The organism is Lentzea fradiae, from assembly GCF_900100955.1.
GTDB classification, from domain to species: domain Bacteria; phylum Actinomycetota; class Actinomycetes; order Mycobacteriales; family Pseudonocardiaceae; genus Lentzea; species Lentzea fradiae.
This window is the reverse complement of sequence record NZ_FNCC01000004.1, coordinates 358687-374112: the sequence shown is the minus strand read 5'-3', so window position 1 is coordinate 374112 and position 15426 is coordinate 358687. Positions and strand designations below refer to the sequence as shown.

The following is a 15426-nucleotide window of genomic DNA, read 5'->3' as shown; positions in this document are numbered from 1 at the left end:
TACCCTCCGCCCCCATGTACGAACAGGTGGAGCCCTACGCCCAAGGCATGCTCGAAGTAGGAGACGACCAGCAGATCCACTGGGAAGCCAGCGGCAACCCCGCCGGCAAACCGGCGGTCATCTTCCACGGCGGCCCAGGCGCCGGCCTGAACCCACGATGGCGAGCCGACTTCGACCCGTCCCACTGGAACCTGATCCTCTGGGACCAACGAGGAGTGGGCAAAAGCACCCCACCGGCCAGTGACCCGACAACGAGCCTCCGCCACAACACCACCCAGCACCTGGTCGACGACGCGGAAAAGCTCCGCACCCACCTGAACATCGACAAGTGGCTGCTGATCGGCGGCTCCTGGGGCTCGACCCTGGCCCTCGCCTACGCCATCCAGCACCCGGCCAGGGTGAGCGAGATCATCATCCCGGCGGTGACCACCTCCCGCCCCGAGGAACACGCCTGGATCACCCGCGGCCTCGGCATGTTCTTCCCCGACTACTTCGAAGCCTTCCGAAACGGCGTCCCGGAGGAGGACCGGGACGGCAACCTGGCCGTCGCCTACGACAAGCTCCTCAACTCACCGGACGAGAAGGTCCGCGAGAAGGCGGCCTGGGACTGGAACAAGTGGGACCTCGCCACCATGACCGGCGGCGACAACGACTTCACCGGCACCCGCTACGAGGACCCGACGACCCGCTACCTGATGGCGAGGATGGTCGCGCACTACTGGGCCAACGAGGCGTTCCTGGAGCCGGACCACATCCTCGACAACCTGGACGAGCTCAAGGGCATCCCCGGCATCCTGATCCACGGCCGCAACGACTTCGGCGGCCCGCTGCACACCGCCTGGGAGGTGGCCAAGCGCTGGACCGACGCCGAGCTGGTGATCCTGAACGACGCCGGCCACCAGGCCAAGGACGGCAACAGCATGGACCGGGCGATCGCGGCGGCGGTCGAGAAGTTCCGGTGAGGGAAACGGGTCAGGGCCGGAAGTCGGCGGGGAAGCCCGCCTCCTGGACCGACAGCCCGGACGGGCGCAGCATCCCGATGGTCCCCTGCGTGTGCAGGTCGAGGAACATGTCCACCACGTCCGGGTCGAACTGCCGCCCCCGTTCGGCCCACAGCTCGCGGCGGGCCCGGTTCTCGTCCAGCGCGGTCTGGTGTGGACGGTTGGACCGCATCGCGGCCCACGCCACGCAGACGGACAGGATGCGGGCCTCCGCGCGGATGTCGGCGCCGCGCAGCCCGTCCGGGTAGCCGGTGCCGTCGTAGCGCTCGTGCTGCTGCCTGATCACGTGCGCCACGCCCGCGAACCCCGGCACCATCCTGGCGAGCCGGTAGCCGAAGTCGGGGTGCTGGCGCAACAGCCGCCACTCCTCCTCCGACAGCGCGCCGGGCTTGGTGAGCACCACCTCGGGGATGATGATCTTGCCGATGTCGTGCAGGCGGCCGGCGAGCTGGGCGACCCTGATCGTCGGGGCGTCGAGCCCGAACTCGCCCGCCGCCACCCCCGCCCAGCGCGACACCGACCGGCTGTGGTCGTAGCGGTGCAGCCAGCCGTCGACGCGGTCGGCGACCTGGCAGAGGAACTCGGCCATCGCTCCGTCGGTGTCCGGGTCGACCGCGGGCAGCGGCTCCGGACCCACCGCGATCCTGTTGCGGCCCGCCGCCTTGGCCGCGTACAGCGCCCGGTCGGCGATGACGACGATGTCGTCGGGGCCGTCGCCGTGCGTGGGAAAGCTCGCGGACCCCACGGACACCGTGACGGACAGCGGGATGTCGTCGTGGCTCGCGTTCACCGGGATGGGTTTCTCCGCGACGCGCTCGCGCAGCCGGTTCGCGATCACGGACAGCCTGCCGGGACCCGCGTCCGGGACGAGCAGGGCGAACTCCTCGCCGCCGTAGCGCGCGAGCACCTCCCCCGCGCGGGAGGCCGCGCGCAGCCGGGCCGCGACCTCCATCAGCACGTCGTCCCCCGCCGGGTGACCGTAGTTGTCGTTGATCGACTTGAAGCGGTCGACGTCGATGATGAACACCGCCACCGAGCCGTCGTTGCGCCGGGCGCGGGAGATCTCCAGCGGCAGCTGCGCCTCGAAGAACCGGCGCGTGTGCAGGCCGGTGAGGCTGTCGGTGATCGCGAGCTTGCGCTGGTCGGCGACGAGCCCGGCGAGCCTGGCGATGATCAGCAGCGACAGCAGCGCGCTGCACGCCGCGAGCACCCAGACGTCCTGCGACGACTCGCCCACGTCGTGCACCAGCATCAGGATGGGAGCCGCCAGCGCGGCCGAGGACAGCGCGACGATCCGGCCTCGGCTCAGCCCGACGTCCTTGACGTGCGCCCGGTCCACCAGCCGCGCCATCGTCGGGTGCAACGCCGCCGCGCCGATGCAGAGGTTCGCCGACAGCCAGATGGCGTCCAGGAAGTTGCCCGCCTGGTAGGTGCCGTCGAGGCGCTGTAGCACGTAGATCGTGTCGGCGGTGAAGATGCCGAGCAGGTTGCACGTCAGCAGCACGAACGCGCGGGGCCGCGGACCGGCGCCGAAGATCAGGCGCAGCGCCACGACGAACAGCGCGAGGTCCATCATCGGGTAGCCGACCGACGCGATCTTCACCAGCACCGGTGACGTGAGCCGGGCCTGCGGGCCGATCACGTACAGCCAGGAGGCCATGCCCGCGACGACCGCGAGCACCGCGGCGTCGAGCAGGCTCGGCAGGTCGAGGCCCGGTGTGCGGCGGCGGATCAGCAGGATCACACCCGCCACCATCAACGGGTAGTGGCCCAGGTAGAAGATGTCCGCATAGGACGGATAAAGCGTGTGCTCGAAGATGTAGTGCGATGCGTAGAACGTCAGGTCCGCCATCGCGTAAACGACCTGGCTGAGTGCGAGCAACACCCACGGCCGCCGCCATTGGGGGCGGTTGCGCTTGACACCGGCGAAAGTCGCGATAGCGGCGGAAGCGCTGATCGTGCAGTAGAGCGCCACCCGTACCGTTTGCCCCGCTGTCCCCGCAGGGCTCACCGGAATCAGGTAGTAGATGCCGAGCAGCAGGTGTCCTGCCACCAGGTACATCCACCACGCTCCGGTGCGGCCGGCACGGAAGATGGTCACACGAGACCCCTCGTTCTACGACTTGGTCGAGCCAGGTGATGATGCCCGACTTGGGATGTTCGCGGCACCGCCGTTACTCCAATGAGGTGACCCCCCAATACGGACGCTACCGCAGACCGCTGTTCTGTTTTCCACGTGAAAGAAATCCGACTGCCGCAGTGGCAGGCAGTTCACGTGGTCCGCGGAGGTCCCCCGAACGATTTTGGCACGACTTTTCACCGTGCGAAGCGGATTCACCCGAGCCGCGCCGAATCCGTGCACGCGCGGCCTCCCGGGTGGTCGTTCGCCGTTCACCGTTGCCGGTCGTGGGGTCCGCACAATGACCAGCGGCACCCGTGCGAGAACGATGGCGAGGTCGATCAACGGACTATCGTGGCTCCCGTGGACGGCGTTCGGTTCGGTGTGCTCGGCCCGCTGCTCGTCACCCACGGGCAGCGCACTGTGCGCATCCCTGCCGGCCAGCCGCGCCAGGTCCTCGTCCTGCTGCTCCTGCACGCCGGTCGGACCGTCGGCGTCGACCACCTCATGTCGATCCTGTGGGAGGGCGATCCGCCCGCCAGCGCGCGCAAGGCCGTGCAGGTGCACGTGTCGCAGCTGAGACGGGCGTTGAAGGACCTCCCGGGCGTGTCGCTGGAGTGGTCGCGGCAGGGCTACCGGCTCGACGTGCCGGAAGGGTCGCTCGACCTGCAACTCTTCCGCGCCGCGACCGATCCCGACGAGGCGCTGTCGCACTGGCGCGGTCCCGCGCTCGCGGAGCTGACCACGAACACCCAGCTCGCCCACCAGCTGGAGGAGGAACGGCTCGCCGCGATCGAGCGCAGGGTCGAGAAGGCGATCGAGCAGGGCCGCCACCTGGAGGTGACCGGCGAGCTGACCCGGTACGTCGCGGACCACCCGACCAGGGAACGGCTGCGCGGCGCGCTCATGGTCGCGCTGCACCGCGGCGGGCGGCGGGCGGACGCGCTCAGGACGTATGACGAGGGCAGGCGGCTGCTGGCGGAGGAGCTCGGCCTCGACCCCGGCCAGGAGCTGAGGGACCTGCACGCCGCGATCCTGCGGGGCGACATCCCGGCGGTCCCGCGCGAGCTGCCGAAGGCGCCGGACCCGTTCGTCGGGCGGCGGGCCGAGATCGAGCTGGTCACCTCCTCGGCGGAGCCGGTGATCGCCGTGCACGGACCGGGCGGCCAGGGCAAGAGCGCGCTGGCCACCGCCGCGGCGCACGCGATGGCCGGCCGGTACCCGGACGGTCAGCTGTACGCGGACCTGCACGGCGCCACACCGGGCCGGGCGCCGCTGGACCCCGCCGAGGTGGTCAGGCGGTTCCTGCGCGCGCTGGGCACGCCTCCGCTGGCGGTGCCGACGGACCCGGCGGAGGCCGCCGCGCTCTACCGGTCGGCGCTCGCCCGGCGCAGGGTGCTGGTGCTGCTGGACAACGCCGTGGACGCGGCCCAGGTGGGCCCGCTGCTGCCGGGCGGGCCCGGCTCGACCGTGCTGATCACGAGCAGGCGGATGCTCGCCACGGTCGGCGCCCTGCACGTGCGGCTCGGCCCGTTGCCGGAGGAGGACGCGCTGCGGCTGCTGGGCGACGACGGCCCAGCGGCGAAGCAGGTGGCGAAGGCGTGCGACCACCTGCCGCTCGCGCTCACCATCGCGGCGGCGCGGCTGCGGTCGCGGCCCGACTGGACGACGGCGACGCTGGCCGGACGGCTCGCGGACCAGCGGCACCGGCTCGACGAGCTGCGCTTCGACGACCTGGGCGTGCGGTCGAGCTTCCAGCTGGGCTTCGAAGGGCTGGGTGAGCCGTCCACCAGGGCGTTCACCCTCCTGTGCTGCCTGAACGTGCCGACCGTCGGCGAACCGGCCGCACGGGCGCTGCTCGGGCAGGACGACGTCCACCGCGCGCTGGACCCGCTGGTGGACGCGAAGCTCGTGGAGCCGTGCGGACCGGACCGGTACCGGGTGCACGACCTGCTGCGGCTGTTCGGCGCGGAGCGGGTGGGCGACGAGAAGCAGGAGGCGCTCGGTCGCGCGTTGACGCACTACCGCGAGACGCTCACCGCCGCGGTGAAGAAGCTGCGCCCGCACGCGTACGGCGCGCTCACGAACTCCGCCACGCAGCAGGACATCGACGAGCCGCTGCGGTGGCTCACGGACGAGGCCGAGAACCTGCTGGCGGCGGCACGGTCCACTGTGGATGATCCGGCACTGGCCGGGCACGGGCTGGCGATCGCGCACATGCTCTACCCGCATCTGTTCAAACAGGACAGAGTCGCGGACCTCGTGGAACTGGGCCGGGTCGCGGACCGGGCCGCACGCACGGTCGGCACCTCCGCCGCGGTGCAGACGGCGCTGCTGGTGCAGTCGGCGGCGAACCGGCGGGTCGGCCGGTTCGAGACTGCGCGCGCCCAGCTCGAAGAGGTGCTGCGGGCCCGTGCCGACGACCCGTTCGGACAGGGCCGCGCGCTTGCCGGGATCGGCACCATCCAGCGCGAGCTGGGCGAGCTGGACGAGGCAGCGGCGACGCTGGAGCAGGCGCTCAAGCTGACCATCGCGCACGGACCCGCTGGTGCGCAACGGGTTCCGCTGTCGGCGTTGGCGCAGGTGCACCAGGTGGCCGGTCGCTACGAGCAGGCGTTGCGGGCCGCGAACGAGAGCCTCCGGCACGCGCGCGAGCACGGGGACGCCGCCGGGACGGCGTACGCGCTGGCGTCACAGGGCCAGGCGCTGTTCAAGCTCGGCAGGCTCGACGAGGCCGCACGCGCGCTGGACGAGTGCATCGAGCTGTGCCGGGCGACCGGGGAGCACAACGACGAGTGGCAGGCCCTGCTGTGCCGCGCGGAGGTCCGGCTGGCGGCGGGCAGCACCGAGGCCGCGGCACGGGACGCCGAACGCTGCCTCGCGATCACCGGTGCTCGCGGCGACCGGTACGGCGAGGGCGTCGCGCACCTCGTGCTCGCGAGAACCGGCGGGAAAACGCACGCGGACCGGGCGGCCGAACTGCTCGGCACACCCGGTCTGCGCAGGGACAACCTGTTGGACAGCCTGATCGGCTAAGCCTTCTTCCAGCAGTGCTGTCCGTAACGCCCCTCCCGCTCGCGACTCTCTTTCGTGTTTCCCGCCGGGGACGCGGGGGCCCCGCGTACCTTCCACGGGTACGCGGGGCCCCCGCGTACTAAAGCCACGTCACGTAGCGGAGGCGGGAACCACTGGGTGGGTGACACGCGGGCGGGTGTGTGACGGGGCCTAGGCGGGACAGACCTCCAACGCAGCGCTTCGAAGGTCAGTCGCCGTAGGGGTTCTGCATCGACACGTGGACGTGGTCGTAGTGTCCACCCGTCACACCGCTACCGGCGGTGTAGTTGCGCCAGCCCTCGGACGAGCGCGCGACGCTCCAGATCTTGCCGTCCCAGATCACGTAGCGGACGTCGAGCCGGACCGCGTGCTTCTTCAGCCAGTTGGCGAGCTTCCACCCCTGAGCCTCCTGGGCGGAGTTCGGGTACTGGCCGATCGCGTTCGAGATGGTGCAGTCGAGCGCGTTGCCGGTGTTGTGGTTGCTCGTCGCCGACTCGCCCGGCCGGAAGTCGCCCACGTAGCAGTGCTTCTCACCGGTCAACTCGGCGATCTGCGTGCGCACGAACTTCGTGCGGGCGGACGCCTCCGGTGCGCGGACCGCCTGCGACGGCTGCGTGTTCTCCGGCGGAGTGGGGTACGGGCCGGGGTCGCCGGGGTCGGGGTCGGAACCGCCGCCGCCACCGCTGTCGCCGATGCGGTGCGCCGCGTTCTCGTTCTTCAGCCCCGACTTCAGGTTGCCCTTGGCACCGGCGGCGAACGTCTGGTTGGTGCCGCCGTAACCGCTGTTGTAGTACACGGTCACCGGCTTGTCGGTGCGGTTCCACACCGACGCGGCGTTGTTCTTCACGCAGACGCCCTGGCCGTTGCCGGAGCCCTTGAACTCGTAGCAGCTCGGCTGGCTGTCGCCGTAGTTGGAGACCGACGTGTTGAAGTCGGACACCGAACCGGCCTGGTCGCTGTTGTAGTACAGGCAGAACTCGTCGTCGTTGCAGACACCGTCACGCGCAGCGGCGGGAGAGCCGATGCGGTGCGCGGCGTTCTCGTTCTTCAGCCCCGACTTGAGGTTCGCCTTGCCACCGGCCGCGATCGTCTGGCTGGTGCCCGCGTACCCGCTGTTGTAGAAGACCGTGACCGGCCTGCTCATCCGGTTCCACACGGCGGCCGCGTTGTTCTTGACGCAGACGCCCTTGCCGTTGCCGGAACCCTTGAACTCGTAGCAGCTCGGCTGGCTGTCGCCGTAGTCCGAGATGGACGTGTCGAAGTCCGACACGGAACCCTGCTGGTCGCTGTTGTAGTACAGGCAGAACTCGCCTGACTCGCAGACCCCGTTGCGCGCCGTCGCCGCGGAGGCCGGCGACGCGGTGAACACCACGCTCAGCAGCGCACCTGCCAGCGCCGCGAAAGCCACTCTTCGTAACACCCTGAGCCCTTCTGTCGAGGTTCTCGGGAGATCAGCCGCAGTGCTCGAACGCGCTGGTGTAGCTGGAGGAACCGACGTTGCCGCCCCACTTGACGCACGTGCCGGCCGCCTTCTTCTTGACGGGGCCCGCGTAGTAGGCGAAGTTGCCGCGGTCGGTCGCGCGGCTGCCGCCCTGGGGCTCCAGGAACGCGCCGACGTCGGACGCCGTGCCGATCTTCGTGGTCTTGATGGTGACCACGCAGTTGTAGCCGTTGGAGGCGTTGTAGAGCAGCGAGACGCGGCCACCGGTGACGTTCGCGCCGTCGATCACCTTGTAGCCGGAGCCGCACGCCTCGACCGGCGTGTACGGGTTGGTGGCGCCGCCACACTTGTTGTTGCTCTTGTAGCTCTTCGAGCCGTAGTACAGCGCCTGCGAGCCGTTCATGACGACGCGCTGCGGGGTGCCGCTCTTCAGCTGTTCGAAGTGCAGGTGCGGGCCGGTCGAGTTGCCGGTGCTGCCCACGGTGCCGATCTTCTGGCCCTGCGAGACGCTCTGGCCGACCGAGACGGACTGCGAGGCGAGGTGGGCGTAGCGGGTGGTCCAGCCACTGCCGTGGTCGATCTCGATCCACCGGCCGTAGCTCGCGTTGCCGAGGTTCTCGACCCGCTTGACCGTGCCGGACGCGGACGCGACGACGGTGTCGCCCTGCGCGTTGGTGCGGCTGAAGTCGATGGCGGCGAGCGGGCTGTGCGGGTTCGCGTCGTTCGGGCCGCGTGTCTGGCCCGTCCAGGTCTGGCCGCACGGGAACGGCATCTGCCAGTTGGTCGCGGCCGACACCTGCGGTGCGACGGCCACGAACACCCCCAGTCCGACCGCGAGGCTCGCGACCGCGGAGACGATTCTCTTGACGTTCATGGACTTCCCCTCGTTCACCCGAAGACCCTGCGGACTTCGGAGTACGGCGTGCCATGGCTGGTGAGATCACTGATCCGGACGCTCTGCCGGTTGCGCGGTGGCGAAGCCTCCAAGATCTTGTCGTCGCCCAGGAACAGCGCGACGTGCGTGGTGGCGTCCGGCTTGCTGCCGGACCGTTTCCAAATGACGAGATCGCCCGGCTTCTGGTTCCCTGTTGCCACCACGCGGCCTTTGGTGTGCTGCGCGCCGGTCCACGCGCCGATGTCGATTTCCGCGCCCTTCCGCAAGGCGTGGAGGGTCAAGCCGGAGCAGTCGCGGCCGAACCGGTCGTAGTCGTCGTCCTGCGCCGGTTCGCCGTCGGGGTAGTGGTGGACGCCATAGGACGGCCCGCCCTGGCCGCCCGCGCCCCACGAGTGGAGAAACCCCTGCTGAACTGGGCTTTCGCGATGCCGATGACCGCTGGACCTTCTCGGTGGCCGTGCCGGTCGCCGGTCCGGCGGGCCCGGAGTCGCGGCCGTCTGTGTCGCACCGCGGCAGGCCCTGGACGAAGCCGTCGGTACCGGTCTTGAGGTAGGTGCCGGGCACCCGCGGTTCATCGGTCGCGAGGTCCCGGAGTGTGCCGTTTTGGGCCGTTGCTTGACTTTTGACAGGGATCTGCCGACCCGCCGTCGTGGCGGTGAACGTGCGCCCCTCGGCCTGGGCCGTGCCGACGCCCGTGAGGGGCACCGGCACGGTCAGGACGGCGGCTGCGGTCAGCGCCGTCCTGAGGGGTTCAGCACCGCTGGCTGGACACCGCGTAGCCCTCACCGTTCGACCACTGCAGCTGGCCGTACGCCTTGGTGCAGACGTTGAGCGTGCTGGCGCCGGAGGACCACGCCTCCGCCTTGCGGTTGCCGCCGCACTTGTAGTCCTGCAGCCCGCTGCTGGTGGAGATGCCCGAGCAGGCCCACCAGTCGCCGCCGTGCGAGTTGCGGAAGCTCTCCCACACGTAGGTGTAGGCCCAGTTCTTGTTGCAGCCCTTGAACTGCTTGACCGACGCGATGTTCGCGCCGCCCGACTTGATGTAGCCCGTGGTGCCGATCTGCGTCACGGACGAGCAGTAGGGGTTCGTCTCGGCGTTGGCCGGCGACGCGATGCCGAACAGGGTGCCCACGACGAGCGCGGCGATGCCGGCTGCCCCTGCGATCTTGCGGTACATGTCTCTCCTAGCGTGGAACTGTTCTCTGACAGGTCAGTCGGTGATGTAGCCGGTCACGGTGGGCCCCCTCAGCAGGCGCTCGACGCGAGGCGGGCGGTGCGGTGCACGCCGCGGGAGTCGACGTAGAGCACCTCGCCGCGGGCGCAGCCGGGCGCGTAGACCATGTTTCCCCAGTGGTTGCCGGGAGTTCCCGGCGCGACGAAGCCGACGGCGTCGCTGTTCGACCACACGGTGATGCGCAGCGCCGAGTCGCCGCCGGAGTAGTTGGAGATCCGCACCCAGTTGGTCTGGCAGCCGGGCGACCAGCGCAGCTCGGCGGTGCCGCCGGTGTACATCGGCGCGGTGTCGGCCGTCGTGGTGCTGCCGGAGCAGCCCGCGGCGACCGGGTCCTTGCCGTTGCAGCCACGTCCGCTGCACGACGCCGCCTGGGCGTCCGGCGCCGCCAGGAGCGTGAGCGCGGCGGCGGCGATCAGTGCTGTCGACTTCATGGCGCAGACAGTGCTGACGTGCGCTCACAGCGATCTGACAGCTACCCCCCGTCAGATGTCAGCGGCGTGTCAGAACCGCAGCACAAGGCTGCTTTCCGGGGTGTCGGTGGCGCCGTGGCGGAGCCTCTCGGCGAGGGCGGCACGTCACCGTCCTTTGTGGAGCGAGCACGCATCGGCCCCTGGGATCGTGGGACGTCAGCGAGCGGTGCGCGAGCGGTAAGCGGGCCTTGCGACCGTCTGCCCCATGACGTGGTTGCGCAAACCCTGGGTGGGCCCGCTGGCCTTCGTGGTCGTCGCCTTCGTGGCGTTCTCCCTGCCGCCGTACCTGACCGGTGACCGGGTGCAGGCCCGCGTGCAGTCGGACTGGGGACCGCACTACCCCCTGCTCGTGATGCACGTCGTGTTCGCGTCGGTCGCGATCCTGACGAGCGTGGTGCAGGTCTGGCCGTGGTTCCGGTCGCGCTTCCCGGCGTGGCACCGCCGGACCGGCCGCGTGTACGTGTTCGCCGGTGTGCTGCCGGCCGGGCTGTCCGGTCTGGTGCTCGGCTGGACGACCCCGTTCGGGCCGGTGGCGGCGGTGAGCAACGTGCTGCTCGCGGTGCTGTGGCTGGTGTTCACGTGGCTGGCGTGGCGCGCGGCCCGGCGCCGCCAGTTCCGCGACCACCGCAAGTGGATGATCCGCAGCTTCGTGCTCACCGTCTCGATCATCACGAACCGGGTCTGGGGCGTCGTGGCGTTCCTGGCGGTCGCCGACCGGGTGCCGGAGGCGGAGCTGCCGCACGTCGTCGCGGGCATCTCGACCTGGACCGGGTGGGTGGTGCCGCTGCTGCTGTCGCAGTGGTGGCTGGAACGTCGGCCGGTCCGTCGGCGCGCGGTGGCCGAGCAGCGCGAGACCGTTCCCGTGTGACCGTCCGGCGACTACGTTCGGCAAGCATGAGGCTACTGCTCGCTGTCATCCTGATGGTCGTCCTCGCCCCGGTCGCGTCCGCATCCCCGGTCGTCCCGACGACGCGGTGCGAGTTCATCCCGACGCCGGAGAACCCCGCCGCACGGCCGGTGCACCCGCCACGGGCGGTCGTGCCGGCCCGCGGCACCGTCAAGGTCACCATCGTGACGAACTACGGCGTGGTGCTGGCGGACCTCGACCGCGGCAACGCGCCGTGCGGGGTGCAGAACTTCGCCCACCTGGCGCGGAGCTGGTTCTACACGATGACGCAGTGCTGGCGGCTGACGGACACCACGCGGCTGGGCGTGCTGCAGTGCGGCGACATCTACCGCGCGGAAGAGGGCGGGCCGGGCTATCGGTTCGCCGACGAGGTGACGGGGAAGGAGACCTATCCCCGCGGCACGATCGCGTACGGCAACCAAGGCCCCGGCACGAACGGCAGCGAGTTCTTCATCGTGCACTCGTTCGCCAACATCAGTCCCGTGTACACGGTGATGGGTCACGTCACCCACGGCATGGACACGCTCGACCGGATCGTGCGGGCCGGGATCGTGCCGCAGCCGGACGGTCTGCTCGACGGGGCGCCGAAGAAGCCCGTCCGGATCCTGCACGTGCTCGCGGCGTGACGACGATCTCCGGCGCCCGCGCGCCCGCACGGCACCGGCGCGCGGAGATCCGTCCTACTGTGTCGGGATGCGGAAGATCCTGGTCATCGGTATCGGCGCGGGCAACCCCGACCACCTGACGGTGCAGGCCGTCAAGGCGCTGCGGACGGTCGACGTGTTCTTCGTGCTGGACAAGGGATCGGTGAAGCAGGAGCTCGTCGACCTGCGGGCGGCGATCCTGGCGGAGCACGTGACGCGGCCGTACCGGTGGGTCGAGGGCCGCGACCCGGAGCGGGACAGGTCGGCGGGCGACTACGTGGCGGCGGTCGGCGACTGGCGCCGCGCCCGCGCCGACGTCTGCCTGTCGCTGCTGGCGGAGCTGGGTGACGACGAGGTCGGCGCGTTCCTGGTGTGGGGCGACCCGTCGCTGTACGACTCGACGCTCGCGATCCTCGACGACCTGGCGGACCGCGGCGAGGAGTTCGACGTCGAGGTCATCCCCGGCGTGACGTCGGTGGCGGCGCTGACGGCGGGGCACCGCGTGGCGCTCAACCAGGTCGGCAAGCCGGTCCAGGTCACCACCGGGCGGCGGCTGGCGGAGGGGTGGCCGGCCGGGGTGGACGACGTCGCCGTGATGCTGGACGCGAAGTGCTCGTTCGAGGGCGTCGACCCGGACACGTGGATCTACTGGGGCGCCTACCTCGGGATGCCGGACGAGATCCTGGTGTCGGGCCGAGTCGGGGACGTGGCCGCGGAGATCCGCGCGGTGCGCGAGGAGGCCCGTGCGCGCAAGGGCTGGATCATGGACACCTACCTGCTGCGCAGGCCCTGAGACGCCGAGGGGGGCCGGTGCACGAGGGGTTGTCGCCGGAGGGCGAGGAGCTGTACCTGGCGATGCTGCGCGGGGAACGCGGCGGTGCGGGTGCGGCACGCGCCGAGCTGGAACGGCTCGGGCTGGTGCGGGGGAACGAGGTGCGGCCACCGCGGTCGGCGCTGGCCGCGATCGCCTCCGGGCACGAGGTCGCCGCGCTCCGGGCGCGGGAGACGGCCGAGTTGCTGGCCGCCGCGTACGCAGAGCACGGCGCGAAGGAGGTCGACTTCGTCGAGGTGCTCTCCGGCGCCGACGAGGTGATCAGCACCTTCGAGGAGATGCAGGCGAGGGCCGTCGGGGAGATCAGGGCGCTCGACCCCGGCTCGTACCTCAGCCCGCAGCCGGAGGCCACGCCCGCGCAGCCGCCCGCGCTCGCCCGCGGTGTGGCGTACCGGGTCGTCTACTCCTGCGAGGTGCTGGGCACCGAGCCGGGGTTCGCGTCGGTGCAGCAGAGCATCGCGGCGGGCGAGCAGGCGCGGACGTTCCCGGACGTGCCGCTCAAGCTCGTGATCGCCGACTCGGACCGGGCGCTGATCGCGGTGCCGACGGTCACCGGCGGGAACGTCGTGGCGCTGCTCATTCACCCGTCCGTGCTCCTCAGTGCGTTGATCGAGCTGTTCGAGGCGTTCTGGCGGATGGGCGTCGCGGTCACGCCGGTCGGTCCCGCCGCGGCCGACGAGGAGCCGACGACGGAGACCAGGAAGCTGATGGCACTGCTCAGCGCCGGTCTGACGGACGAGTCGATCGCGCGCGAGCTGGGCGTGAGCGAACGGACCGTGCACCGGCGGGTGAGCAGGCTGCAACAGCTGCTGGGAGCGCAGACGCGGTTCCAGCTCGGCGTGCAGGCGTCACGGCACGGGTGGCTTTAGTTACCTGAAGTCACCACCGGACGAGCGTTCATCACTCTGCGAACACTTTCGGTGACAGTTTTCGGACATGGCGACTTTCCGCCATCACCCAGGAGTGTCAAACGGGCGTTTTCCCCTTCTCCCCTGGTGCAAGCGCGGCCCTCACCGGGCCGTGCGGGGGCAGGAAGGGATCCACCTGTGAGGAAGTACTTCAGAGGCGGCATGGCCGCGCTGGCGGGGGTGCTGGTCGCGGGCAGCGTCGTGCTCACCCCGGCGGCGAACGCCGCCGCGCCGGCCGAACCGGACACGCGGGCGCTCGCGGGCGCGCTGGCCACCCAGGAGGTCGCCTGGGAGGAGTGCACGTTCCCCGGCGTCGCCGAGGAGACCGTCGCGCAGTTCAAGACCGTCAAGGGCCTCGCCTGCGCCACCGTCCAGGTGCCGCGCGACTGGCACGACCCGGCCGACGGCAACACGATCGGCATCCGGGTCTCGAAGACCCAGACCGCCTACAAGGGCACCGGCCGCCAGGGCATCGCCCTGGTCAACCCCGGTGGTCCCGGCGGCTCCGGCCTGCCGTGGGGCGCCGCGATGGCGCTGCGCGCACCGGTGCTCGCGAGCCAGTACGACTTCATCGGCTTCGACCCGCGCGGTGTCGGCCTCTCCACGCCGCTCATGTGCAGCTACACCGTCCCGAACAGCACCGACGCGCACGTGCTGAACAAGGCGAAGGTCGACGGCTGCCTCGCGAACCCGCTGACGAGGTTCATCACCACCGAGCAGACCGCGTACGACATGGACTTCATCCGGGTCCTGCTCGGGGAGAAGAAGACCAGCTACATCGGCTACTCCTACGGCACGTGGCTCGGCACCTGGTACGCCTCGACGTTCCCGTCGAAGGTCCACCGGATGCTGCTCGACTCGGCCGTCGACGCCTCGCAGCCGACCCTCGAGAAGACCTGGGACCTGCAGCCGCGCACCCGCGACCGCCAGTTCCAGGAGGCGCTGCTGCCGTACCTGGCGCGCCACGACGACGAGTTCGCCCAGGGCACCGACCCGATGGAGATCCGCCGCAGGTGGGAGCAGGCGGGCGGCACGCGCGAGTTCATCGGCCAGCTCTTCGTCGCCTGGTTCGTGATCCCGGCGATGTACGACACCACCCAGTACGACGTGGCCGCCGCGGCCGTGGCCGCCGTGATCGACTCGGGCAGCGGGACCGGCACCAACAGCGTGCGGGTCGAGCAGATCGTCTCGAAGATGCTGACCTACCCCGGTCTCACCGCCGAGAACAAGGCGGTCATCGCCAAGGGCAAGCAGAACGCGCTCGCCGCGATCGCCAAGAAGGAGCGCGTCGCGGTGAAGTCCACGACCGCCGCTGCCGAGGTCGAGGAGTGGGACGCGACCTTCGAGGCGATCCGCTGCCAGGACGGCCAGTGGAACCAGAACCTGCACTACTGGAACTACTGGCTGGCCGACCTGACCGTGAACGCGCCGTTCATCGCGCCGTTCATGGACACGCCGCTCTGCGCGTACTGGCCGGCGACGAACTCCATGCCGAAGGCGGACAAGAAGACGTTCCCGAAGCTGCTCGTCGCGCAGTCCGAGCTCGACGCCGCCACGGCGTACGAGGGTGGCCTCGCCACCGCCGAGAAGCTGCCGGGCGCCAAGATGATCAGCGTCGACAACGAGGGTTCGCACGGCCTGTTCCCGTACAACACCGACTGCGTCGACGACCCGATCACGTTCTACTTCCAGACCGGTGCGACCCCGCGCAAGCAGTTCACCGGCTGCCAGGCGGTCCCGCTGCCGGGTGAGACCGAGACCTTCGAGGTCGGCGGCAAGCTGGCAGGCGGCAAGGTGAAGATCAAGATGATCACGCCGGCCGTGAAGAAGGCCAACAAGATCGTGAAGGACCTGCTCAGCGGTGCCGCCACGGCGGCGGCCGACGAGTCGGGCATGCCGGCGAACCTGTAACACCCGCCGG

The 15426-nt window shown here is 70.4% G+C and carries 13 protein-coding genes; 7 read left to right on the top strand and 6 right to left on the bottom strand.

The features are described from left to right. The first annotated feature begins 14 nt into the window (after window positions 1–14). Window positions 15–962, top strand: a complete 948-nt coding sequence (pip, locus tag BLT23_RS11495; RefSeq protein ID WP_090048315.1) for a prolyl aminopeptidase — start codon at window positions 15–17, stop codon at window positions 960–962. A gap of 10 nt (window positions 963–972) precedes the next feature. Here the strand turns inward: pip and BLT23_RS11490 are convergent, their stop codons facing one another. Further along, entirely contained in the window at window positions 973–3102 is a 2130-nt protein-coding gene (locus BLT23_RS11490) for a bifunctional diguanylate cyclase/phosphohydrolase (protein ID WP_245743899.1), read from the bottom strand. A gap of 381 nt (window positions 3103–3483) precedes the next feature. Between BLT23_RS11490 and BLT23_RS11485 the strand changes: the two genes are divergently transcribed. Next, the gene (locus tag BLT23_RS11485; RefSeq protein ID WP_176946691.1) at window positions 3484–6156 is read left to right on the top strand and encodes an AfsR/SARP family transcriptional regulator; all 2673 of its coding nucleotides are present in this window, start codon (window positions 3484–3486) and stop codon (window positions 6154–6156) included. A gap of 226 nt (window positions 6157–6382) precedes the next feature. Here BLT23_RS11485 and BLT23_RS11480 read toward each other — a convergent pair whose 3' ends face one another. From BLT23_RS11480 to BLT23_RS11460, 5 genes are all read right to left on the bottom strand, one after another. Next, entirely contained in the window at window positions 6383–7582 is a 1200-nt protein-coding gene (locus BLT23_RS11480) for a peptidase inhibitor family I36 protein (protein ID WP_218133715.1), read from the bottom strand. Window positions 7583–7625: 43 nt separating this feature from the next. Further along, complete coding sequence (locus BLT23_RS11475) at window positions 7626–8489, bottom strand: M23 family metallopeptidase (RefSeq protein WP_090048309.1); 864 nt, start codon at window positions 8487–8489, stop codon at window positions 7626–7628. A 14-nt stretch (window positions 8490–8503) separates the two neighbouring features. Then, the gene (locus BLT23_RS42030) at window positions 8504–9085 is read right to left on the bottom strand and encodes a C40 family peptidase (protein WP_090048307.1); all 582 of its coding nucleotides are present in this window, start codon (window positions 9083–9085) and stop codon (window positions 8504–8506) included. 176 nt (window positions 9086–9261) lie between these two features. Further along, entirely contained in the window at window positions 9262–9687 is a 426-nt protein-coding gene (locus BLT23_RS11465) for a hypothetical protein (RefSeq protein WP_090048305.1), read from the bottom strand. 68 nt (window positions 9688–9755) lie between these two features. After that, a complete protein-coding gene (locus BLT23_RS11460) occupies window positions 9756–10175 on the bottom strand; it encodes a DUF2690 domain-containing protein (protein WP_090048303.1) in 420 nt (139 codons plus the stop codon). A 244-nt stretch (window positions 10176–10419) separates the two neighbouring features. Here BLT23_RS11460 and BLT23_RS11455 point away from each other — a divergent pair, with 244 nt between their 5' ends. The 5 genes from BLT23_RS11455 (at window position 10420) to BLT23_RS11435 (ending at window position 15416) form a co-directional block, all read left to right on the top strand. After that, the gene (locus tag BLT23_RS11455) at window positions 10420–11082 is read left to right on the top strand and encodes a DUF2306 domain-containing protein (RefSeq protein ID WP_090048301.1); all 663 of its coding nucleotides are present in this window, start codon (window positions 10420–10422) and stop codon (window positions 11080–11082) included. A 26-nt stretch (window positions 11083–11108) separates the two neighbouring features. After that, a complete protein-coding gene (locus BLT23_RS11450) occupies window positions 11109–11747 on the top strand; it encodes a peptidylprolyl isomerase (protein WP_090048299.1) in 639 nt (212 codons plus the stop codon). A gap of 67 nt (window positions 11748–11814) precedes the next feature. Next, window positions 11815–12558 carry a precorrin-6A synthase (deacetylating) gene (gene cobF, locus BLT23_RS11445; RefSeq protein ID WP_090048296.1) on the top strand — a complete coding sequence of 248 codons (744 nt, stop codon included), beginning with the start codon at window positions 11815–11817 and terminating at the stop codon, window positions 12556–12558. A 17-nt stretch (window positions 12559–12575) separates the two neighbouring features. Further along, entirely contained in the window at window positions 12576–13466 is an 891-nt protein-coding gene (locus tag BLT23_RS11440; RefSeq protein WP_245743898.1) for a helix-turn-helix transcriptional regulator, read from the top strand. Between the two features lie 177 nt (window positions 13467–13643). Then, window positions 13644–15416, top strand: a complete 1773-nt coding sequence (locus tag BLT23_RS11435; protein ID WP_245743897.1) for an alpha/beta hydrolase — start codon at window positions 13644–13646, stop codon at window positions 15414–15416. Window positions 15417–15426: the final 10 nt, after the last annotated feature.